Here is a 21,197-nt window from a genome sequence, read left to right as displayed (position 1 = left end):
AGAAGGTAAATTTGTTGTCAATATTCACCACGTATTACCCGCTGTTTATGCTTTGTGTTTTGTCTGTGTTGTATGTGATGTATCGTATTCAGCCGCTGGCCTCTACTGTTAAAAAAATCATCATTGTGCTCTGTGTGTTAACAAATGCCGCCTATATTTGCTGGCGTCTCTTTTTTACACTGCCGCATGAAGGTACATTTAATATAATAATGGGCATCTTGCTTGTAGCCTGTGAATGTATTGGATTTTTACAGCTGCTTGTGTTTTATACACTTGTTTGGAAGCCTTCAAATCGAAAACAAGTCATGATCAGTGATTTGGACAGACTGCCAACAGTTGATATTTTCATAGCTACATATAATGAACCGATTGAAGTGCTGAAACGCACTGTTGCAGGCTGTTTGAATCTGTCTTATCCAAAAGGCAGCGTCCACATTTATTTATGTGATGATGGCAAGAGGGAGTCTGTGGAGCAGCTTGCATCTGAGTTTGGCGTTCATTATCTGACAAGAACAGATAACAAGTTTGCTAAGGCGGGTAATTTAAACCATGCGATGTCTCAAACGAATGGGGAACTGATTCTCACACTTGATGCTGATATGGTCCCCCTTCCTGCCTTTTTAGAAAAGACAGTGCCTTACTTTCATGATGGAGCGACTGCGTTTGTTCAAGTTCCACAGGCGTTTTATAACGAAGACCCTTTCCAATATAATATGTTCTCGAAGGATCGAATTCCAAATGAACAGGACTTCTTCATGCAAACCCTCCAAGCTGGTAAGGATCGGTTCAATGCGGTGATGTATGTCGGGAGTAATACTGTATTTAGAAGAACGGCCTTAGAGGAAATTGGCGGATTTGCTACTGGAGTGATTACAGAAGACATGGCGACCGGAATGCTTCTCCAAGGGAAGTTCAAATCAGTGTCTGTCGGAGAAGTATTAGCCGTCGGTCTGGCACCTGAAAGCTGGCTTGATTTGTTAAAGCAGAGAGACCGGTGGTCGAGAGGGAACATTCAGTGCGCCCGTAAGTTTAATCCATTGAAGGTTCGCGGCTTAACGCTTATGCAGCGAGTTCTTTATTTAGATGGCATTGTGTATTGGTTTAACGGTTTGTTTAAAATGATTTACATTCTTACACCAATATTGTTTTTATTGTTTGGTATTCAAAGTTTCTGGGCCGATTTCCAGTCCATTTTCATGTTTTGGCTGCCGGCGTTCTTTAGTTCGTATTTAGCGTTTAAACTGGTGTCGAATCAAAAAAGAAGTATGTTTTGGAGTCATATTTACGAAAGCTCTATGGCATTCCACTTGGCTGGTGTAGCTTTAAGTGAGCTGTTTTTGAAGAAGAGGGTTGAATTCCTTGTCACGCCGAAGGGAATTCAAACGGACAAGAGACATTTTCATTTGAAAACGATGATTCCTCATTTGATCTTCTTACTGCTCTCATTGCTTGTCCTTGTGAAAATAGGATACGATATGAAGGTAAATGGGACGATGAATGCTGATCTCACGTTGATTAATATTTTTTGGGTGCTTTATAACGGTGCAGGTCTACTCATGGCACTCATTGTGGCGTTTGATCGTCCGCGTTATCGAAAATCAGAGCGGTTTGTCATAGAAAAAGAGGGGCAGCTCTGTTCTGATCGTCAAGATGAGTCGATTGCTTGTTTTCTACTAGACATGAGTGATTCAGGTGCGCGTCTATCCATTCCATTGGATCAAGCTTCTTCTTTAAATCAAGGACAAATGCAATTGTTCTTTTCAGAGGATCAAAGTGTGGCGTGTGATGTGGTTTGGAGCCATCCAGATGGAGACAAGCTGATGGTTGGTGTTGCTTTTACTGATACAGAAAAATCAGAGTATCTGTCACTGATCCGTTTCTTATTCACACGAGAGCATGTATCGATAACGGATCGTGAGAAAAAATCCTATGCTGTTCGGACATTTCTCCGCTTTATAAGAGAAACGGAAAAAGTACCAAGGGCCTTGCGGCGCAAATGGGTGAGAAGACCGTTGCAAGGCGTGGCAGGCACGCTGTCCTATGAGGGCCGGTTAGAAGAGAAGGTGCCGGTCAACATACATGATATTAGTTTATCTGGGTGCAAAATCGAATCTGAAGCTTCAATTGAATTACATGAGAAAGTGCTGATCACCATTGACACAGAATCTCTCACAGATCAGCCGGCGATTGCAGTCTGGACATCACAAAAACGCGGCCGCACAATGGCCGGGCTCAAGTTTGTTCAGCCTGAAATCAAGCAGATAGAAGAAAGAGAGGGAGTGGTTTCTTGAAATCCAAAAACGGCGGTTACCTCTATTTACTATGGCTTCCTGTCATCATGGGAGCCGGCTACGGCATTTCGCTTTTAGTGCCATTTCTTCAGCCTGTCCTGACACTTGGCATTGCAGGTCTTTATATTTTTATGTTGGGTGATTTTCAGGTAAGGCAGGTCAGGTATATTTTTATGTTTGTGTTTTTGATCAATGTCCTTTTTAGTGTGATGCTATTTTTGGGCATTTAAATAAAGTGCTTCCCGTGGCGGGGAGCACTTTTTGTTATTCTGCCATTTTTTCGAGGTTGCCGTTCCGGTCCATTTTAAAGGTTGGTGCGGCACTATCGTCCTCTTCAAACAAAACTAGTTTTCTTGCACGGTTCATGATTTTGACGAGTGTTTCATAATCTTCTTGAATCGTGAGCTGATCCTTTTCAAGCTTTTTCACTTCAGCTTCTAGCTGCGAAACTTTATGAGAAAGCTCATTGTTTTCTCGTTTTAAGCGGCTGTTTTCCATACGTAAGGCAGTGGATTGCTGACCATCGCCTTCATAACGGCGTAAGAAATCAATGATATCGTCGATGGTTAATTCTTGATGCTGCCTAAATGGATTTGCTTCCGGTTTTTTCTCTGCGGTATTTGGGGCAGGAGAAGCCTGTGACAATAAATGTGATAAACTAGCTAACTCTTCATTGTAGCTTTGATCCACAAACTGAAGCTGTTCAGCAGTTTCAGCTGCTGGTGCAAATGTTTCTTCCTTTGCTGGCTCTAGTTCCTGTGAGAATTCCTCTTGAGTAACCGTTTCTTCTACTTGCGGCTGATAAAGTAATCGTTTTTTTGCAGGCTGGCCATTGCCAAGAGCGCGCATCCGTTGTTTTCGCTGTTTTTTGGCAAGTGCCAGCGCTTTTTCATATTGATGCCTGACGACAGCATTCCATCTAAATCCGCATGCCGCTGAGGTGCGGTTCAGTTTATCTCCTACTTCTTCAAACGCATTTAGCTGCGTGCTGCCTTCTCTGACGTGACGTAAGACGGTTTCTGCCAGGAGGAGATCATTTTCCTCTGACCATGCATCTTGTCTTTGTTTTGACATGTGTTTAAACCCCCATATGATTTGATGGTATTAGATTAGCCAAGTTCAAGAAGGTTTATACAAGTTTGCTAAAAGGATAGTGGAAAATACTAGCTTTTATGTAAGCACGTGATTGGGGCGACAAAGCGTCTTGCAAGTCCAGCCGCTTCGATGTACAATGTTGGGTGGTATATTATTCACGATTGGCTGTCCAACTGTTTCATATAGAATGAAGTATCATCATTGAAAGGAAGCGTAAGACCATGGCTAATGAGTTTCGCGTATGTGACGATTGTGATGCGACGAACCTAAAGACGTTATTGCCTCGACTCAAATCGGTTGACCCTGATGCAAAAATTGAGATCGGCTGTCAATCCTATTGTGGTCCAGGACGAAAAAAGGCTTTTGCGTTTGTGAACAATCGCCCATTATCCGCACCAACAGAAGATGAATTACTCGAAAAGGTTCAAAAAAAAGTCAAATAAATGTCACTGAATGTGTTCAGTCGACCTAAAAAGAGGTCCGTCCCTGTCAGGTCGGGCTTTTTACGTCCAAGCAACTTCTGAGAACACATTCACCAGCAAATTCAAGGATGTTTTCGGGAAAAGTTACCCGATATAATAGAAACACGTCTTAAAAAAAGAGGGACGAAACGATGGCGTATCCAAAAGGGAAATTATCTGAGGAAAAGGTATTTAAAGATCCTGTGCACCGTTATGTTCACGTAAGGGATGCATTAATATGGGATTTAATAGGAACAAGAGAGTTTCAGCGCCTGAGACGAATTAAACAGCTAGGAACTACTTATTTGACGTTTCATGGTGCAGAACACAGCCGATTTAATCATTCACTTGGTGTATACGAGATTGTGAGACGAATTGTGGATGATGTGTTTAAAGGGCGGCCTGAATGGGATGAAGGAGAGCGAGAGCTTGTACTTAGTGCTGCCTTGCTTCATGACCTCGGACATGGTCCATTTTCTCATTCCTTTGAAAAGGTCTTCCACTTAGACCATGAATCGTTTACAAGAGATATTATTTTAGGGCAGACGGAAGTCAATGAAGTGCTCCGCCGTGTGAGTGATGATTTCCCGAAGCATGTGGCTGAAGTCATTGCCAAAACGTATCAAAACAAACAGGTGGTCAGTTTGATCTCAAGTCAAATTGATGCCGACCGAATGGACTATTTGCAGCGTGATGCTTACTATACAGGCGTCAGCTACGGCCACTTTGATATGGAACGTATTTTACGTGTGATGCGCCCGAGAGAAGATCAGATTGTGATGAAGCAGAGCGGGATGCATGCGGTTGAAGATTATATTATGAGCCGCTATCAAATGTACTGGCAAGTCTATTTCCACCCAGTGACACGCAGTGCGGAGGTCATTTTAACGAAAATCCTTCATCGGGCAAAAGAGCTGCATGAAACGGGTTATATTTTTACACATGCCCCCGTTCACTTTTATTCAATCTTTGAGGGGAATGTCACCACAGAGGACTATATTAAGCTGGATGAATCCATTGTCTTATTTTATTTTCAGGCGTGGGAAGATGAAGAAGATCACGTGCTGGCTGATTTGTGCCGCCGTTTTATGAACCGCCGATTGTTCCAATATACAGAGTTTAATCCAAATGAAGAAATGACGAAATATTTCAAGCTGACTGCTTTGTTCAAGGAGGCAGGAATTGATCCTGACTATTATTTAGTGGTCGATTCTTCCTCTGACTTGCCCTATGACTTCTACAGACCAGGGGAGGAAGAAGAGAGGCTGCCAATCCACCTTTTGACGCAAAGCGGTCATATTAAAGAACTGTCGAGACAGTCAGATATTGTTGACGCCATTTCCGGTAAACGAAGAACCGATCATAAACTTTATTTCCCGATGGACTTAATTGTAGATATGTCGGAAAAAGCTGAAGAAAAAAAGGCGATCATGAAGCTGCTTGGTTTGGGATAAGGAAGTACTGAAAAAGGAGATGTCGGGAATTTGTTGAAAGAGCATGCAAAGTTGATGAAGGTATTCTCTGAATCAGGGGAAATCGTTGGACGGAAGAAGCTGCAAAAGATGATTTACATAGCAAAAAAGCTAGATTTGCCTTTTTACGAGAAATACGATTTTCATTTTTATGGCCCCTATTCAGAGGAGTTGACGCTCAGAATTGAAGAGCTGTGCAACCTTGGATTCTTGGACGAAATGAAGGAAAAAAAGGGCGGATACTATCAATATCGCTATTCGCTGACGGACAATGGGAAAGAGTTTCTCGATCAGTGTGAAGTGGACATGCCTGACCTCAAAGCGCTGACGCAGCAGATGAACGAGCAATCATCCCGTTTCCTAGAGCTTGTCTCAACGATTTTATATTTTGATGACCTGCCAGAAGATGAGGTAAAGGAAAAGGTCTTTACCATTAAAAGCAAGCAGCGCTATACGGACGAAGAATTTGAGGCGGCCCTTGCTTATATTGATCAGTTGAAGGAATTGAACTAGTTGAACAAAAGCCCGACTTTTAGGGCTTTTTTTGTTTGGTAAGACCCAGACCAAAAGCGCTATTTTTCGATGAAATGTGTGTCAAAATATCCGAAAAATTAGTGAAAATGACGTAATTCGACTTTTTTCCTGTGCATCTAATTCCCTGTTTTTGACTGAATAGAAGGAAAATGGTGAATTTTCAGTGAATATATAACCTTGTGAAAAACAAAGGAGGGATAGGAATGAAAAAGCGTTCAGTCTTTTTGTCATTTTTATTGGTAGGTAGTTTGTTACCGGGGGTAAGTTCAGCTTCAGCACCAGTAGCGAGTGCAGGTCATGGGCATGATCATGGTCATGCGCCGTTCGAAACCCATATTAGTGAGGGGCTGCCAAAAGCAAAAGATTTTAAAGATTTGAAGACAGCACCTCCAATTGAACGAGATGTGACAACAAAGGTATTAGATGAGTCTGGTAAGCAGGTAGGCTCGAGAACCTTTAAGGCCAATACAGGAGATTCAATTTCAACAAAAGCAAGTACAGGCAGTCAGAAGGTCACTGTCTATGCGGTCGCTGATGCGCAGTATCGTGCGAAATATAGTGACTGGCAAACACGGATTGTCAGCATCATCGAGCAAGCAGATGTCACGTTTAACCGTGATCATGATGTGGACTTTGTCGTACAAGCAGTAGGATCTTGGACGTCTTCGGGATCAAATGCAGAGCAAATTCTGTCTAACCTTGCGCGAAGCTTTGATGGCAGAGGATATGACTTTGTCACTGGATTTACAGCAAATCCAAACTTTGATGCTGGCGGAATTGCTTATGTCTACAATAGTGCACCAAGCGGAAGTGCATTCGCCGTTAACCTTGATCAAGGAACAGCGAACACTGCAAAAGCGGCTACGCATGAATACGGCCATAACTTTGGCTTACCGCATGACCCTCAAGGAAGCGGCATTGTCTGCTTAATGAACTATGATTATTCTTACACAGTCGACTTCTTCGATGCGGCCCATAAAAATCAAGTGAACCGTAATAAAGCGTGGTACAGATAAGAATGCAGACAAAAGGACAAACACATTGAGTGTTTGTCCTTTTTATATGCTTACAGATCGCTCATTCGCTTTCCTGCTACGGCATAGTGTTCCTTTTTCATTTCTTCAATAATAACAGAGACTTTTTCTGCCCCTGCGCCTGTTGTTTCAACAACGGCATCAGTGACTTTCTCCACAAGAGCTCTTTTCTGCTCATCTGTTCTTCCTTCAAGCATTTGAACGGTGACAATCGGCATGGCGAAAACCTCCTTTTTCCTTTAATGCTACGCTTCCCTTTAGTTTAAGGGACTTCTTATAGTATACTGAATGAAGTAAATCATTGTATAGAAAGAAAGAGGGATTCTTGCCTTTGAACCAATTTCTTGTTTATCCATTAGAACTTATTCCATATGTTGCCATTACGCTTGTTGTTGCATTTACGATGCACGAGCTGGCGCATGCATATGTTGCGTACCGATTCGGAGACCCGACGGCTAAGAATCAAGGGAGACTGACGCTCAATCCACTGAAGCATCTTGATGTATTCGGGACGATTTTGATCTTTGTGGCCGGGTTTGGCTGGGCGAGACCTGTACCGGTCAATCGTTACCATTTTAAAAAACCGCGCTTAGCAGGGATTTGTGTCTCCATTGCTGGGCCATTAAGTAACTTGGTGCTGGCGTTTTTGGGCTTTTTTGTGTATGTGCTTCTTCAGAAATTTGGCGGGGAGTGGATCATGCGCTTTGAGCCGGGAGTCGATAATTTCTTTTTAATCTTTATTAACTTAAACGTCATCTTGTTCCTATTTAACTTATTACCACTTCCGCCGCTGGATGGGTATCGTATTATTGAGGACGTCGTCAGCCCCCGTATCCGGGCGAAAATGACGCAATTTGAACAATATGGGATCATTATTTTTCTCATATTCGTGATCACACCGCTGGGACAGTTTGTGTTTGGTCCATTGATCGGAATGCGGGATCAAATCATACACTGGTTTAATCTTATTTTGAAGCCGCTGCTTTAGGAGGTTTAATGAATGGAAGGTAAAAAGAAGAAACCAATTGGTTTTAACATCATTAAAAAAACAGATGCAACCGACGGACATGGAGGCTTTGGGGCAGGTGCCCTCAGTCTTGATAATATCTCGCCAGTCATCATTGATGTAGAAGAAAAGGAAGCTGTCATTGATATTGGTGCCATGCATGCAAGAAGTGCCGTCGAAAAAGGAATTAAATTTTTGAAAACAAAAGAAGAGGTGCCGAACGGAAAACCGTATTGGCTCGTATGGGTGACGATTGACCGCAGAGAAGAAGGGCCTTATTATGCAGGTGTGACGGCTTGTGAAATGACCGTTGACCGTTCGATCCGCCGCGGGTATAAGTCACTTCCAGAGCATGTGAATTTAATGGATAAATCGATGAAGCGAAAAATTGTCGTTAGTCATATGGATGACGTATCCAAAAAGGTGCTGGCTGATTTCTTAAAAGGTCATAATCAAGCGCTATGGGACGCATCGACAGATGAATTAAAAGAAGGATTGGCTGTCCCTGAATAATTGTGAAATTTTTGTGAAGATTGGCGGATGGCTACCAATTCTCTCCGGTTTTTGAGTAAACTGGTGTTAAAGCTAGGACATGGAGAATCCCGAGATGCAGGTCTCGGGGTTTTTCATGTCTTTTTTAACGTTTCAGCCACTTTTCCCACCATTTCTTTGGCTTTTGATCTTGAACTGGTTCCTGCTCAGAGGCCTTGTCCTCAGCACCATAGCAGACACTTGTCGGCTCCGTACCTTCTATAAAATAGGTGAATACCTTTGATTCACATCCTGGACCTGCGAGGTCGCCGGTTTTTGGATTAATATATACCCCTTTGACACCGTCTGGCGGCATGAAGGAGGAGGCTGGCTGCTTTGAGAGAGCTGATTCCATAAAGGAAGCCCATATTTTTTTCGCATAGGCTGTTTCTTCGACTGAGTCAATGGTGCGGCCTTTATCATAGCCAGTCCATACACCTGTGACGAGCTGGGGAGAGAAGCCGATCATCCAGCTGTCGGCGCCTGTAGTCCCAGACTTTCCTCCGTATGTTCTTGTAAGGTCCTTTATAATGGTGCGGCCAGTGACACTTGTATAGCCGTTTAATTGATCATTGAACATGCCTGACATCATGTCGGTGGTGACAAATGCTGCTTTTTCATCTAGGATTTGTTCTCGTTTTTGTTTCTCTTCAAAAAGCACATTGCCTTTTGCGTCGGTTACTTTCGTAATAAAGGTTGGTTTGACGCGTTTTCCGCCATTGACCAGCATGGCGTAAGCATTGGTCATTTCAATGGGTTTCACAGGAGACGTGCCCAGGGCAAGAGAGGGTACTTGATCTAGTTTCTCCTTGATTCCAAATGTTTTGCCAGCACGTACAAGCTGTTCCATTCCTAAAAATAGATGGGTCTTTACAGCGTAAATATTATCAGACAGCGCTAAAGCTTGAAGCATTGTAATGCCGTCATTGGCGTAATAGCCGTGATAATTGCTTGGTGAATAAGCGGCATCGCTGCCTTGATCATCCAGTTCAAACACCGTTTCCTCACTGCGCATGACGGTTGCGGGTGTAAACCCGTTTTGCAAGGCAATGTAATAAAGAAGGGGTTTCATGGTTGAACCGGGCTGTCTTTTTGCTTGTGTCACCCGATTGAATGGACTTTTCTCATAATCTCTCCCGCCTATGAGGGCAAGTACATGCCCTGTTTGGGGATGGATGGCGGCAAAGCCGATTTGGATTTCCGATTTGGAATTCATCTCGTTTTTTAGTGTCTTTTCTGCGATTTTCTGTAATTCTGGATTGAGAGTCGTTTGGATATGAAGCCCATAGGTTTCAATCTGTTCCTCAGTTAACCCCAAGCTTTGTTTCAACTCACGAATCACATCGTCATATAAATACGGAGCTTGCTTTGCTTGCAGCTGCTTCTTTTGCAAAGGGCGATAGGACAGCTTTTCTTTCGCAGCGTCATCGGCTGCTTTTTTCGTAATCATGCCATCCTCGTGCATTTGTCTCAAAATCATATTCTTTCTTGCGCCGGCTTTCTCCTCATTCACATAAGGGGAATAGAGAGAAGGCCCCTTTGGGATACCGGCAAGCAGGGCAGATTCAGCGAGGGTTAAGTTCTTTGCTTTTTTCCCGAAATACAGACGGGACGCTGCTTCCACACCGTACGCTCCGTGACCATAATAAATGGTGTTCAAGTATCCTTCTAAAATCTCATCTTTTGTATAGTTTTGTTCTAAACGAATCGTGTAAAAGGCTTCATTCCACTTCCGTTTCCACGTTTTATCATGATCTAAATAAAGGTTTCGTGCATATTGCTGGGTGATCGTGCTGGCACCTTGCACCTTAGCCATGGCACGAATATCGGCCACCGCAGCACCTGCCATCCGTTTCACATCAAAGCCATGATGCTCATAAAAGGTTTTATCTTCAACAGCGACAACTGCCTGTCTGATATGAGGAGACATCTCCTTTAATGGCACCCAATATCTCTTTTCTCCAAAGCTGGATTCTCCAAGCTTTGAGCCATCGGCTGCATAAATGGTCGTGGATTGGGGAACTTGAACAGAAGGGGCACCTTGCCATTTAGCTATTAATAGAATCGTCAAAAAGACGGTACCTGCAAATAGAAAAGCGAGCAAGCCGATAAAAAAACAGGCTCGAATCGTTTTCACGGTCATGCGGATTTTTTTATTACTCATGATTGTGTCCATGCAAAGCCCCCATTTTGACGGTTTTTTATCAGTATGGAACAAAGAAAACCGTTTTAAACAAGCGATTGCAGGAGCGCTTTAAAAAATGAAGAGAACTCATGCGGTTCTTTACAATTTGATATGAATCCACTATACTTTTTTCTTGGACAATCGATATAGTCAAAGCCGATAAAAGGCGCTAACAATAGATGTTTGTTTATTATTGGATGAGAGGAAGATGAACAATGAGCGAACTTTGGTATACAGAGAAGCAAACGAAGAATTTTGGTATTACATTGAAGGTGAACAAAACCCTTCACACAGAACAAACAGACTTTCAGCATTTAGAAATGGTGGAAACAGAAGAGTTTGGTAATATGCTGTTTTTAGACGGCATGGTGATGACGTCTGAGAAAGATGAGTTTGTATACCACGAAATGGTGGCACATGTTCCTCTTTTCACTCATCCAAACCCGGAAAATGTTCTTGTTGTAGGCGGAGGAGACGGGGGTGTCATTCGTGAGATCCTCAAACACTCAAGTGTGAAAAAAGCGACACTTGTTGATATTGACGGAAAGGTCATCGAATACTCGAAGAAATTCCTTCCTTCTATCGCTGGGAAACTAGACGATCCTCGTGTAGATGTGAAAGTAGGAGACGGTTTTATGCACATTGCTGAAGCTGACAACGAGTATGATGTGATTATGGTTGACTCTACTGAGCCTGTTGGACCAGCTGTGAACCTGTTCTCTAAAGGATTTTACGCAGGAATTGCAAAAGCACTCAAAGAAGACGGTATTTTCGTTGCACAAACGGACAACCCTTGGTTCACACCTGAGCTGATTACAAATGTACAGCGTGATGTAAAAGAAATTTTCCCAATTACGAAGCTTTACACAGCGAATATTCCAACGTATCCAAGCGGTCTTTGGACATTCACCATCGGTTCTAAAAAATATGATCCACTTGCTGTAAAAGACAGCCGTTTCTTTGATATTGAGACGAAATATTACACAAAAGAATTGCACAAAGCGGCATTCGTTCTGCCGAAATTTGTGAGCGACTTAATCAAATAAATCAAGCGAAATGGACATGCGCAAATGACGGTTTGCGCATTTTTTGAAGCGTAAAAGGAGGAATCTTGCATGAGATTCGACGAGGCTTATTCAGGAAAAGTGTTTATTGGAAGTCATCCGACATGGGAAGATGCAAAGGTCATTTTATACGGCATGCCGATGGATTGGACAGTCAGCTACCGCCCAGGTTCACGTTTCGGTCCGAACCGCATTCGTGAAGTATCGATCGGTTTAGAGGAATACAGCCCTTATTTAGATCGTGAGCTGCATGAGGTGCCATTCTTTGATGCGGGTGACATCCCACTTCCTTTTGGGAATGCACAGAAAAGCTTAGATTTAATTGAAGAGTATGTCGACAGCATCTTGGAAAAAGGAAAGTTTCCATTAGGAATGGGCGGCGAGCATCTCGTGTCTTGGCCGGTTTTCCGTGCGATGTATAAGAAATACCCTGATTTGGCCATCATCCATATGGACGCACATACGGATCTTCGTGAGGAATATGAGGGGGAGCCGCTTTCACATTCAACACCGATTCGTAAAGCTGCAGGACTGATTGGAGCTGAAAATGTATTCTCTTTCGGCATCCGTTCTGGAATGAAAGAAGAATTTGAATGGGCAAAAGAAGCGGGTATGCACATTTCTAAATTTGAAGTACTGGAGCCATTGAAGCAAGTATTGCCAAAGCTAAAAGGGCGTCCAGTGTACGTGACGATCGACATTGATGTACTTGATCCAGCTCATGCACCTGGTACAGGAACGGTAGATGCTGGCGGTATTACATCAAAAGAGCTGCTTGCATCCATTCATTCAATTGCAGGATCTGACGTCCAAGTCGTCGGGGCTGACCTTGTCGAGGTAGCACCTGTATATGATCATTCAGACCAAACAGCGAATACAGCGAGTAAGCTTTTACGCGAAATGCTGCTTGGGTTTGTGAAATAATCAGTTGATAGAGGAGCTTGTCATCTCATATGGACAAGCTCTTTTTTTACATTGGTCAAAAAATAAAGGAGGCAGTTCATGTTTTCGTCCATATTGATGGTGTTCCTCGCTTTATGTGTGTTAGGGGCAGGCTTTCTTACACTGAAACGAGAGCTCGCAGCTGATCCGCCTGTTTTTGCTTCGAAAAAGGAAGCAAAGGAAGAGATGCTGGGGCTGTTTCACGATCGAGGCTTTTTCTATCTGACGGCCATTGCGTTATTCATGCATGTGATATTTAAAAAGGATCAAATCGCACCATTTGATTTTTTTCAGGCATTTTTGGCAAGTTCAGGCATACAGGCTCTTTTTTACTTAATGAAAAGAAAAGACTTAGGCGTAAAGGCTGGACTTGTCATATTGGTCAGTTGTATTTTTCTTTTTTTCTAAAGGGATGGCTCAAGATGAAAAACGAAGTTTAATCGCCGTGAAGATGAGAAATGATGGTATGATAGGCGATCGTGAATATGGTATACTATTTTAGTTAAACGGGTCTTAGCAAAGGAAGTGCAAAATGACACAAAACCAAATTTCAATTCATGTAAAGTCAGTGATGAAACCAGAGACGGAGCCGGCTGAAACGATCGAATTCCGCACGACTGGAACGTACCAAGAGAAGAATGACAAAACGTATCTCACTTACCATGAAGAACATGAAATGGGTCAAGTAAAAACCGTTGTGAAAATGAGTGAAAAAGAAATTTTTGTGATGAGATCAGGGGCTATTCAAATGAAGCAGCGCTTTCTCATTGGAGAAACAACCGTCACACATTACACGATGCCATTCGGTACACTTCAGCTAGATGTGCACACACATGGTATTGATCTCGATGTGGACAAGGGGCTGCTGCACATTACGTACGATATGCTGACAGGAGAAGATCAAAAGCATTTACATACATTATCGATTTCGTATAAGGAGGATTTACGTTCATGAATATCGCAGAACAGGTCAAAGATGCGTTAAAAGAAGAAATCATAGCGGCAGTCGTCAAAGCAGGACTTGCCGATGAAAGCCAGGTGCCAGATGTCCTTTTAGAAGTGCCGAAAGACAAAACTCACGGTGATTACTCGACCAACATGGCGATGCAGCTTGCCCGCATTGCGAAAAAAGCACCTCGTCAAATCGCAGAGGACATCGTCAATGCATTTGATAAAGGGAAAGCTTCCATTGAAAAACTGGATATCGCAGGTCCAGGGTTCATTAACTTTTATATGAACAATCAGTATTTAACAAAACTCATTCCAGCTGTTCTTGAGGCAAAAGAAGCTTATGGCGAAACGAATACAGGTGGCGGTCAAAAGGTGCAAGTCGAATTCGTCTCAGCCAACCCAACAGGTGACCTTCACCTTGGACATGCCCGCGGAGCAGCTGTAGGAGATTCCCTTTGCAACATCCTTGATAAAGCAGGGTTCGATGTGAGCCGTGAATACTATATCAACGATGCAGGAAATCAAATCAATAACCTCGCTTTATCTGTAGAAGTACGTTATTTTGAGGCACTCGGTCTTGAAAAAGAAATGCCTGAAGACGGCTACAGAGGAGAAGACATCAAAGGCATCGGACAAAAACTTGCGGATGAATTTGGCGACCGTTTCGTGCATGAACCGGAAGAAGAGCGTATGAAGTTCTTCCGTGAATACGGCTTGAAATACGAATTAGAGAAATTACGTGTAGACCTTGAGAATTTCCGTGTCCCATTTGATGTATGGTATTCAGAAACCTCTTTATATGAAAATGGAAAAATCGAACCAGCGCTGGAGACACTTCGCGCTAAAGGCTATGTTTTTGAAGAAGATGGCGCAACGTGGCTGCGATCAACTGATTTTGGCGATGACAAGGACCGTGTGCTGATTAAAAAGGACGGCAGCTTCACTTACCTGCTTCCAGACATCGCATATCATAAAGACAAATTGGACAGAGGCTTTGACCAGCTCATTAACATTTGGGGAGCGGACCATCACGGCTATATCCCTCGAATGAAAGCGGCGATTCAAGCACTTGGATATCCAGCTGACAAGCTTGAAGTCGAAATCATTCAGCTTGTTCACCTTTACAAAAACGGTGAAAAGATGAAGATGAGTAAACGTACAGGTAAAGCCGTCACAATGCGTGACTTGATTGAAGAAGTCGGCTTAGATGCGACTCGTTATTTCTTTGCGATGAGAAGTGCGGCGACACATATGGACTTTGACCTAGACTTAGCGATTTCTACGTCTAACGAAAACCCTGTGTACTATGCACAATATGCGCATGCGAGAATTTGCAGCATGCTGCGTCAAGGTGAAGAAAAAGGCTATGAACCGAACCTTGAAAAAGCCGATTTCTCTCACATTCAATCGGAAAAAGAATACGATCTTCTAAAAATCATTGGCAGCTTCCCAGAAGTTGTAGCAGAAGCAGCTGAAAAGCGTATTCCGCACCGCGTGACGAACTATATTTATGACCTAGCATCAGCCCTTCACAGCTTCTACAATGCCGAGAAGGTCATTGACGCAGAAAACGAAACAAAAACAACAGCACGTCTTTCACTCATGAAAGCAACACAAATCACGCTTGCTAATGCATTAAAACTAATTGGTGTATCGGCTCCGGAAAAGATGTAATGAAATAAAAGAAAGCCCCACTCTATTGAATGAGTGGGGTTTTTTACATTATCCAAGCGTATTAATTATGTTAGAAATAGAATCGAATAATTGGCTTAGTACATCAGAAAACATATTTTTGCCTCCTCTCTTTTCTTTTACATCTACTTAACGAAGGGGATGGAGGGTTGGATCACACTTTTTCTAAAAAAATTTCAAAAAAGATGATGGCAAAAGCACCGCCTATTCTGGTGCTTTTTGGCCTTTCGTTATGAATGAATGCGCAGCTTCACGTCTCCATTTGTACACGCTAGCTGAACGTTTCCACCAATCGGGAAGGTGAAGACTGGCTGTGTATGTCCGATATCGACATTATAAATTACAGGGATGTGTTTGAGTATTGGATGTTTATCTAAAATGAATCTTAAATGTTCTTCTGTCATCTTGGATTTCTTCTGAAAGCGTCCAATGATCAATCCTTTGATTGATTGTGCATGCTGCAAGAGGGAGGTAAGGTCTCTGGCGAACATTTCAGGGAACACCAGCTCATCATCCTCGACAAATAAGATGGCATCCTTTACATTCGGCATAAACGATGTCCCTTGCAGTAAGTTCAGTGTACAAAGATTTCCGCCAAACAAGGTGCCTTCAGCTGTTCCTTCCTGATATATGTTCCATTTCGTCGGATGAAACTGCCTGTTCGCTTGATCGAGATACCACGCGTCATCACTCCATTTTGTCGAAGGAATCAAATCAAACGGTTTGCCGCCATTCATCAAGCAAGCTTGAAACATAGCGGTCTGTTCCTGCTGTCCCTGCTCCATTTGAAAGCTTGAGAAATGGGGGCCAGAATATGTTACCATATCACATTTCGCTGTAATGGCGCTTGCAAGTGCTGTAATGTCACTATAGCCGCAAAGGACTTTAGGATGCTGACGGATCAAGTCGTAATCAATATAAGGCAAAAGCTCATTGCAGTTGAAGCCTCCGATGGCTGTCAAAATACCATCGACCTCATCATCTTTGAACGCCTCATGCAGATCAGACAAGCGGTGTTCAATAGACGATGAGGAATGAAGGTCACATTCAAAGACGTGCTGTCCAAAAGAGACAGTGAAGCCTAAAGACTCTAGACGTTTTTTCGCCTGAGAAATTCCTTCTTTTGATAAAATGCTGGCACTTCTGCTTGGGGCAATGACACGAATATGGCCGCCCTTTTTTAAAGGAGAGGGTGTATGCATAAACAAATCTTCCTTTCCATCACATATTTATCCATTATATCGGATCAAATGGCCCAAGTCTGTAAAGGCTAGTAGAAAGGAATGGGTCGTGTGTTTCATACAAGCTGTGCAAAGGGTATGGAAGAGAAAAAGACAGAATGAGGGCGGAGAATGTGAAAAAGAGGAGACTGGAATTTTTATTTTTATATTTTATGATATTCGGGGCATATGTGGTGTATTGGTGGCCTGTGCCGGCGTGGAGCGTTCAGCTGTACGCAGCGATTTATATCGCCATTATTTTATTTAGTATCATCTCACTCATGCTGGAGAATCGTACATCACAGCACACGCTGTTATGGATGTATGTGCTCATTTTTTTCCCGATCATTGGCTATATGTTCTATCTGTTCTCAGGGCAGCTCTATGTAAAAGGTCTTTTATTCAAATCAAAGAGAATGTATAACCGTGAAAAATTAAGAAGAATCTCTGAGCTTGAGAGCAAGCCGGATGAATCACGTTTAACCGATAATCAGCGTGCTTTTTTTCATTACACAGAAAAAGCCACAGGCATGCATGTGAACACAAATAGTGATATGGACATTTTAAAGAATGGGGAGGAGACGTTTCCCCGAATTTTTGAAGAGCTAAGAAAGGCAAAATCGTTCATTCATATAGAATACTATATGTTCAAATCCGATTTCCTCGGCCGCCGGATGATGGAGATTTTGATTGAAAAAGTGAAAGAAGGGGTAGAGGTCCGTTTCATATATGATGCGGCAGGCAGCATCCGCTTCTCCCGAAAAGATATTAAACGCTTGAAGCAGGCAGGGGTCAAGGTCGCTCCTTTTCTACCTTTAAAATATGGATTCTTTAATCAAAAATTCAATTTTCGAAATCACCGGAAAATCGTCATTATTGATGGAGAGACAGGGTTTGTCGGCGGATTAAATGTCGGCAAGGAATACGTAGGACGGGATGAAAAGATCGGCTTTTGGCGTGATACGCATGCCATGTTAAAGGGTGAGGCTGTTCAGACCCTTCACTCCGTTTTTATGCTGGATTGGGAGTATGTATCAGATGAAGTATTAATTGATGATCCGAGGTATCATACGCCGCATTCTGTGACAGGCGAGGATGTCATTCAGGTTGTACCAACTGGACCTGATATGAAAGAAAGTATGAGTGATTTATATGATGCCCTCATTTCTAATGCGAAACAATTTGTCTGGATTGCCACACCTTACTTTGTACCAAACGAATCGATTCGCACTGCGCTCAAAATCGCTGCCACAAGAGGGGTGGATGTGCGGGTGATGGTTCCAGAGATCAATGACGGATTTCTCACACAATACGCCACACGATCTTATTTTTCTGAGCTTCTAAAAGAGGGCATCAAGGTGTATCACTATCAGAAAGGATTCATGCATCAAAAGGTGATGATCGCAGATGGAGAACTCGCCTCTGTCGGTACCGCGAATGTCGATATGAGAAGCTTTCAGCTCAATTTTGAGGTCAATGTCTTTACAGCTGCGAAAAAGCCAATTGAGCAATTGATGGCCCACTATGAGGAAGATATGAAGGAATGTGAGCAAATGGGCCCTGTTCATTTTTATAAAAGAGGCTTAAAAGAGCGTTTGAAGGAATCATTTGCCCGGTTGTTTTCTGGCGTATTATGAGGATTTCCAGCCAAAGAAATCATTTCCTGATCTAGTATTTTGAAGAGGATTCCTCTATAATTGAAAATGATTATCAATTATAGAGGAAATGAGGTTCTTTTACATATGCTAAAACGCTTTTTCGCCTATTACAGGCCCTATCGCGGTCTGTTCTTTTTAGATTTCTTTTGCGCTGTCGCAGTTGGATTGATGGAACTTGGTTTCCCGCTGATCGTGAACTACTTCATTGATACATTATTACCGACAGGGAACTGGACGGTCATTGCCTGGACCGCACTTGCTCTGTTTATCATTTATGCACTCAGCTCGGTTATGCAGTTTATTGTGTCGTACTGGGGACACATGCTTGGCATCAATATTGAAACAGATATGAGGAAGAAGCTGTTTGATCATTTTCAGCGTCTCTCATTTAAGTTCTTTGATAACAACAAAACGGGTAAGCTTATGTCTCGAATGACAAATGACCTCATGTACATTGGTGAGGTGGCTCATCACGGACCTGAGGATTTGTTTATTGCAATTATGACGATTCTTGGCGCCTTTGCTGTCATGCTGATGATTAACTGGCAGCTTGCTATCTTAACCTTCTTGATCATGCCTGTCATCATTTGGCTTGCCCTTCATTTTAATAAGAAGATGACACAGGCGATTACACAGCTGAACAATGACATTGGAGACTTTCATGCAAGGGTTGAAAACAATATTGGCGGCATTCGTCTTGTTCAAGCTTTTGCCAACGAACATTTCGAGAAAAAGCGTTTTGCTGAAAACAACAACCGCTTTCGGAAAGCGAAGCTTCTTTCATATAAAATCATGTCGGTGAACGGCTCAATCAGTTACATTCTCACACGTCTTGTGACACTGTTTGTCCTTCTGGCAGGGACATGGTTTGTTCTGCAGGGGCAATTAACGGCAGGTGGATTTATCGCGTTTGTTCTCATTACAAATGTCTTATTCAGACCGATTGATAAAATCAACACAGTGATTGAAATGTATCCAAAAGGAATTGCGGGCTTTAAAAGCTATGTCGACTTACTTGAAACAGAGCCAGATGTAAAGGATACAGAGGGAGCTCGTGATGTATTCGGACTGAAAGGTGAAATTGAATATCGAAACGTGACATTCGGCTACGATGAGCACAGCCATGTGTTAAAGGACATCGATTTGAAGATCAAACAAGGAGAAACTGTTGCGTTTGTCGGGCCTTCAGGAGCCGGGAAATCGACGATTTGCAGTTTGCTGCCACGTTTTTATGATGTGGATAAAGGGGAGATTATGATTGATGGTGTAAGTACAAAATCGATGACCCTGTCTTCTTTAAGACAGCAGATCGGCATTGTGCAGCAGGATGTCTTTTTATTCTCAGGCACCATTCGAGAAAACATTGCGTACGGCAACCTAGAAGCCAGCGATGCAGAGATTTGGGAGGCTGTACGTCGTGCGCATTTAGAGGAACTCGTCCAGCGTTTCCCAGAAGGATTAAATACGGTGATAGGCGAGCGCGGTGTCAAATTGTCGGGAGGTCAAAAGCAGCGTCTGTCGATTGCGCGGATGTTCCTAAAAAATCCTTCGATTCTTATTTTAGATGAAGCCACATCAGCACTTGATACAGAAACAGAAAAAGCTATACAGGATGCACTGAGCGAACTGGCTGTCGGAAGGACAACACTCGTCATTGCCCACCGCCTGGCAACAATTAAACACGCCGATCGTATCATCGTCGTGACAGAGGAAGGCATCCAAGAACAAGGCCGCCACCAAGACCTTATTCAAATGGGCGGCGTGTACAGCAGACTGCATGAAGCGCAGTTTGGTCATTAAAGAGAAAGCCCTTTTGATAAAGGGCTTTTTTTGTTAGGATAGAAAAAACGTTTGTAGGAAGGATCTGATGGAATGAAGGGGCTTCGGCGATTACAAAAGGGCGATAAGATCGGTATATTTTCACCTTCTAGTCCTGCTTCAGCGACCTCGCCTCTTAGGTATGAACGGGCGAAGAAGTGGCTTGAGCAAAAAGGATTCATTGTGGTTCCAGGATCATTAACAGGGAAAGAGGATTACTACCGTTCAGGTACAATTCAAGAACGAGCAGATGAGCTGAATGAGCTGATGGCTAGAGAGGACTTGGCGTGCATCATGTCAATGATTGGCGGGACGAATTCAAATAGTTTGCTGCCTTATCTTGATTTTGACCTGCTGAAACAACATCCGAAAATCATGATTGGTTATTCAGATGCGACAGCGATTCTTTTAGCGGCCTACGAAAAAACGGGACTGCCTGTTTTCTACGGACCGGCGCTTGTTCCTTCTTTTGGCGAGTTTGAACCGTTTGTCACTTATACATATCAGTCGTTTCAGGACATCCTGATGTCCCATCAAACCATTCCTTATCAGATTGAAAAACCGCCTTTTTGGACAGATGAACGAATCAATTGGGAAGAAAAGACGGGTGATAAAAAGCAGCGTCCAAATGATTGGCTGTGCGTCATAGAGGGACAAGCAGAAGGCAAATTGATCGGCGGGAACTTGAATGCGATGTACGGCATATGGGGAAGTGAGTTCATGCCAGCCATCCAAAACGGAGACATCCTTCTCATTGAAGATTGTATGAAAACCGCGTCGGTTGTTGAAAAGAACTTCTCTTTATTGAAAGTAAATGGCGTGTTTGAACGGGTTTCTGGGATTCTTTTAGGAAAACATGAGCTGTTTGATGATGAAGGGACGGGCAAAGAGCCTTATGAGATTTTACTTGAGGTACTCGGAGAGACAAAAAGACCACTCATCGCTGATTTTGACTGTGCTCATACGCACCCAATGCTTACGATGCCAATCGGGGCACAAGTGAAAATGGATGCAGCTTCCAAACAAGTTTGGTTAACAAAAGAGTGGATATAGCAAAAGAGCAGCCCGCGGCTGCTCTCCCAGCATGTAGACAAACCCTCGCATTCGTTGTCACGCCTGCGTGCCGGTGCTCACGAATGTCAAATTCGCTCCGCGCCGGTACTCGTCCTTCCTAAGACTGCAAAGGTTTTCTATCACGCTGAAAAGAAGACAAAGGGCTAAAATCAAGATCATTTTAGCCCTT

At 43.0% G+C, this 21,197-nt stretch carries 20 protein-coding genes; 16 read left to right on the top strand and 4 right to left on the bottom strand.

Annotated elements, in window-relative coordinates; genetic code table 11:
• Nucleotides 1-14 precede the first annotated feature (14 nt).
• Together BA81_RS06640 and BA81_RS06635 are read left to right on the top strand one after the other, a co-directional pair.
• Nucleotides 15-2,291, top strand: a complete 2,277-nt coding sequence (locus tag BA81_RS06640; RefSeq protein WP_034281255.1) for a glycosyltransferase — start codon at nucleotides 15-17, stop codon at nucleotides 2,289-2,291.
• Nucleotides 2,288-2,521, top strand: a complete 234-nt coding sequence (locus BA81_RS06635; RefSeq protein WP_034281254.1) for a DUF5970 family protein — start codon at nucleotides 2,288-2,290, stop codon at nucleotides 2,519-2,521. The genes BA81_RS06640 and BA81_RS06635 overlap by 4 nt, the downstream gene beginning before the upstream one ends.
• A gap of 34 nt (nucleotides 2,522-2,555) precedes the next feature.
• Here the strand turns inward: BA81_RS06635 and BA81_RS06630 are convergent, their stop codons facing one another.
• Nucleotides 2,556-3,365 carry an RsfA family transcriptional regulator gene (locus BA81_RS06630; protein WP_034281253.1) on the bottom strand — a complete coding sequence of 270 codons (810 nt, stop codon included), beginning with the start codon at nucleotides 3,363-3,365 and terminating at the stop codon, nucleotides 2,556-2,558.
• 242 nt (nucleotides 3,366-3,607) lie between these two features.
• On the opposite strand from BA81_RS06630, the gene BA81_RS06625 reads away from it, so the two are divergent.
• From BA81_RS06625 to BA81_RS06610, 4 genes are all read left to right on the top strand, one after another.
• Nucleotides 3,608-3,829 (top strand): YuzB family protein, encoded by a 222-nt coding sequence (locus BA81_RS06625; RefSeq protein WP_003215259.1) that lies wholly within the window; start codon nucleotides 3,608-3,610, stop codon nucleotides 3,827-3,829.
• Nucleotides 3,830-3,999: 170 nt separating this feature from the next.
• Nucleotides 4,000-5,301 carry an HD domain-containing protein gene (locus BA81_RS06620; protein ID WP_007497716.1) on the top strand — a complete coding sequence of 434 codons (1,302 nt, stop codon included), beginning with the start codon at nucleotides 4,000-4,002 and terminating at the stop codon, nucleotides 5,299-5,301.
• Between the two features lie 30 nt (nucleotides 5,302-5,331).
• Nucleotides 5,332-5,832, top strand: a complete 501-nt coding sequence (locus BA81_RS06615; protein WP_034281252.1) for a YwgA family protein — start codon at nucleotides 5,332-5,334, stop codon at nucleotides 5,830-5,832.
• A gap of 224 nt (nucleotides 5,833-6,056) precedes the next feature.
• A complete protein-coding gene (locus BA81_RS06610) occupies nucleotides 6,057-6,869 on the top strand; it encodes a zinc-dependent metalloprotease (protein ID WP_025093861.1) in 813 nt (270 codons plus the stop codon).
• Between the two features lie 50 nt (nucleotides 6,870-6,919).
• On the opposite strand, the gene BA81_RS06605 is transcribed toward BA81_RS06610, so the two are convergent.
• Entirely contained in the window at nucleotides 6,920-7,105 is a 186-nt protein-coding gene (locus BA81_RS06605; RefSeq protein WP_003214939.1) for a 2-hydroxymuconate tautomerase, read from the bottom strand.
• 113 nt (nucleotides 7,106-7,218) lie between these two features.
• On the opposite strand from BA81_RS06605, the gene BA81_RS06600 reads away from it, so the two are divergent.
• Nucleotides 7,219-7,875, top strand: coding sequence for a site-2 protease family protein (locus BA81_RS06600; RefSeq protein WP_024423770.1), 657 nt, complete (start codon nucleotides 7,219-7,221; stop codon nucleotides 7,873-7,875).
• A 12-nt stretch (nucleotides 7,876-7,887) separates the two neighbouring features.
• Nucleotides 7,888-8,406 (top strand): YwhD family protein, encoded by a 519-nt coding sequence (locus tag BA81_RS06595; protein WP_024423769.1) that lies wholly within the window; start codon nucleotides 7,888-7,890, stop codon nucleotides 8,404-8,406.
• Nucleotides 8,407-8,530: 124 nt separating this feature from the next.
• Here BA81_RS06595 and BA81_RS06590 read toward each other — a convergent pair whose 3' ends face one another.
• A complete protein-coding gene (locus BA81_RS06590; RefSeq protein ID WP_034281251.1) occupies nucleotides 8,531-10,600 on the bottom strand; it encodes a transglycosylase domain-containing protein in 2,070 nt (689 codons plus the stop codon).
• Between the two features lie 224 nt (nucleotides 10,601-10,824).
• On the opposite strand from BA81_RS06590, the gene speE reads away from it, so the two are divergent.
• From speE to argS, 5 genes are all read left to right on the top strand, one after another.
• Entirely contained in the window at nucleotides 10,825-11,655 is an 831-nt protein-coding gene (gene speE, locus BA81_RS06585; protein WP_034281250.1) for a spermidine synthase, read from the top strand.
• 69 nt (nucleotides 11,656-11,724) lie between these two features.
• Nucleotides 11,725-12,597: an agmatinase gene (gene speB / locus BA81_RS06580; protein WP_034281249.1), complete on the top strand. Its 873-nt coding sequence runs from the start codon at nucleotides 11,725-11,727 to the stop codon at nucleotides 12,595-12,597.
• A 78-nt stretch (nucleotides 12,598-12,675) separates the two neighbouring features.
• On the top strand, nucleotides 12,676-13,023 hold the full coding sequence (locus BA81_RS06575; RefSeq protein ID WP_034281248.1) for a hypothetical protein: 348 nt from the start codon (nucleotides 12,676-12,678) through the stop codon (nucleotides 13,021-13,023).
• 124 nt (nucleotides 13,024-13,147) lie between these two features.
• Nucleotides 13,148-13,570: a YwiB family protein gene (locus tag BA81_RS06570; RefSeq protein WP_003215400.1), complete on the top strand. Its 423-nt coding sequence runs from the start codon at nucleotides 13,148-13,150 to the stop codon at nucleotides 13,568-13,570.
• A complete protein-coding gene (gene argS, locus BA81_RS06565; protein WP_034281247.1) occupies nucleotides 13,567-15,240 on the top strand; it encodes an arginine--tRNA ligase in 1,674 nt (557 codons plus the stop codon). Before BA81_RS06570 ends, argS begins: the two co-directional genes overlap by 4 nt.
• 248 nt (nucleotides 15,241-15,488) lie before the next feature.
• Here the strand turns inward: argS and BA81_RS06560 are convergent, their stop codons facing one another.
• A complete protein-coding gene (locus BA81_RS06560; RefSeq protein WP_034281246.1) occupies nucleotides 15,489-16,460 on the bottom strand; it encodes a S66 family peptidase in 972 nt (323 codons plus the stop codon).
• A gap of 152 nt (nucleotides 16,461-16,612) precedes the next feature.
• Here BA81_RS06560 and cls point away from each other — a divergent pair, with 152 nt between their 5' ends.
• The 3 genes from cls to BA81_RS06545 all read left to right on the top strand — a co-directional run bounded on the left by cls (nucleotide 16,613) and on the right by BA81_RS06545 (nucleotide 21,007).
• A complete protein-coding gene (gene cls, locus BA81_RS06555; RefSeq protein WP_034281453.1) occupies nucleotides 16,613-18,115 on the top strand; it encodes a cardiolipin synthase in 1,503 nt (500 codons plus the stop codon).
• A gap of 105 nt (nucleotides 18,116-18,220) precedes the next feature.
• Entirely contained in the window at nucleotides 18,221-19,936 is a 1,716-nt protein-coding gene (locus BA81_RS06550; RefSeq protein ID WP_034281452.1) for an ABC transporter ATP-binding protein, read from the top strand.
• Between the two features lie 72 nt (nucleotides 19,937-20,008).
• Nucleotides 20,009-21,007: a S66 family peptidase gene (locus BA81_RS06545; RefSeq protein WP_034281245.1), complete on the top strand. Its 999-nt coding sequence runs from the start codon at nucleotides 20,009-20,011 to the stop codon at nucleotides 21,005-21,007.
• Nucleotides 21,008-21,197 lie beyond the last annotated feature (190 nt).

This window comes from Bacillus safensis FO-36b, from assembly GCF_000691165.1.
Lineage (GTDB): Bacteria > Bacillota > Bacilli > Bacillales > Bacillaceae > Bacillus > Bacillus safensis.
This window is presented reverse-complemented; position numbering and strand designations above follow the sequence as displayed.

Coding starts and splice junctions, on each gene's coding strand:
- BA81_RS06630 (WP_034281253.1), bottom strand. CDS start 3,365: ATGTCAAAACAAAGACAAGATGCATGGTCAGAGGAAAATGATCTCCTC.
- BA81_RS06625 (WP_003215259.1), top strand. CDS start 3,608: ATGGCTAATGAGTTTCGCGTATGTGACGATTGTGATGCGACGAACCTA.
- BA81_RS06620 (WP_007497716.1), top strand. CDS start 4,000: ATGGCGTATCCAAAAGGGAAATTATCTGAGGAAAAGGTATTTAAAGAT.
- BA81_RS06610 (WP_025093861.1), top strand. CDS start 6,057: ATGAAAAAGCGTTCAGTCTTTTTGTCATTTTTATTGGTAGGTAGTTTG.
- BA81_RS06605 (WP_003214939.1), bottom strand. CDS start 7,105: ATGCCGATTGTCACCGTTCAAATGCTTGAAGGAAGAACAGATGAGCAG.
- BA81_RS06595 (WP_024423769.1), top strand. CDS start 7,888: ATGGAAGGTAAAAAGAAGAAACCAATTGGTTTTAACATCATTAAAAAA.
- BA81_RS06590 (WP_034281251.1), bottom strand. CDS start 10,600: ATGGACACAATCATGAGTAATAAAAAAATCCGCATGACCGTGAAAACG.
- speE (WP_034281250.1), top strand. CDS start 10,825: ATGAGCGAACTTTGGTATACAGAGAAGCAAACGAAGAATTTTGGTATT.
- speB (WP_034281249.1), top strand. CDS start 11,725: ATGAGATTCGACGAGGCTTATTCAGGAAAAGTGTTTATTGGAAGTCAT.
- BA81_RS06575 (WP_034281248.1), top strand. CDS start 12,676: ATGTTTTCGTCCATATTGATGGTGTTCCTCGCTTTATGTGTGTTAGGG.
- BA81_RS06570 (WP_003215400.1), top strand. CDS start 13,148: ATGACACAAAACCAAATTTCAATTCATGTAAAGTCAGTGATGAAACCA.
- argS (WP_034281247.1), top strand. CDS start 13,567: ATGAATATCGCAGAACAGGTCAAAGATGCGTTAAAAGAAGAAATCATA.
- BA81_RS06560 (WP_034281246.1), bottom strand. CDS start 16,460: ATGCATACACCCTCTCCTTTAAAAAAGGGCGGCCATATTCGTGTCATT.
- BA81_RS06550 (WP_034281452.1), top strand. CDS start 18,221: ATGCTAAAACGCTTTTTCGCCTATTACAGGCCCTATCGCGGTCTGTTC.
- BA81_RS06545 (WP_034281245.1), top strand. CDS start 20,009: ATGAAGGGGCTTCGGCGATTACAAAAGGGCGATAAGATCGGTATATTT.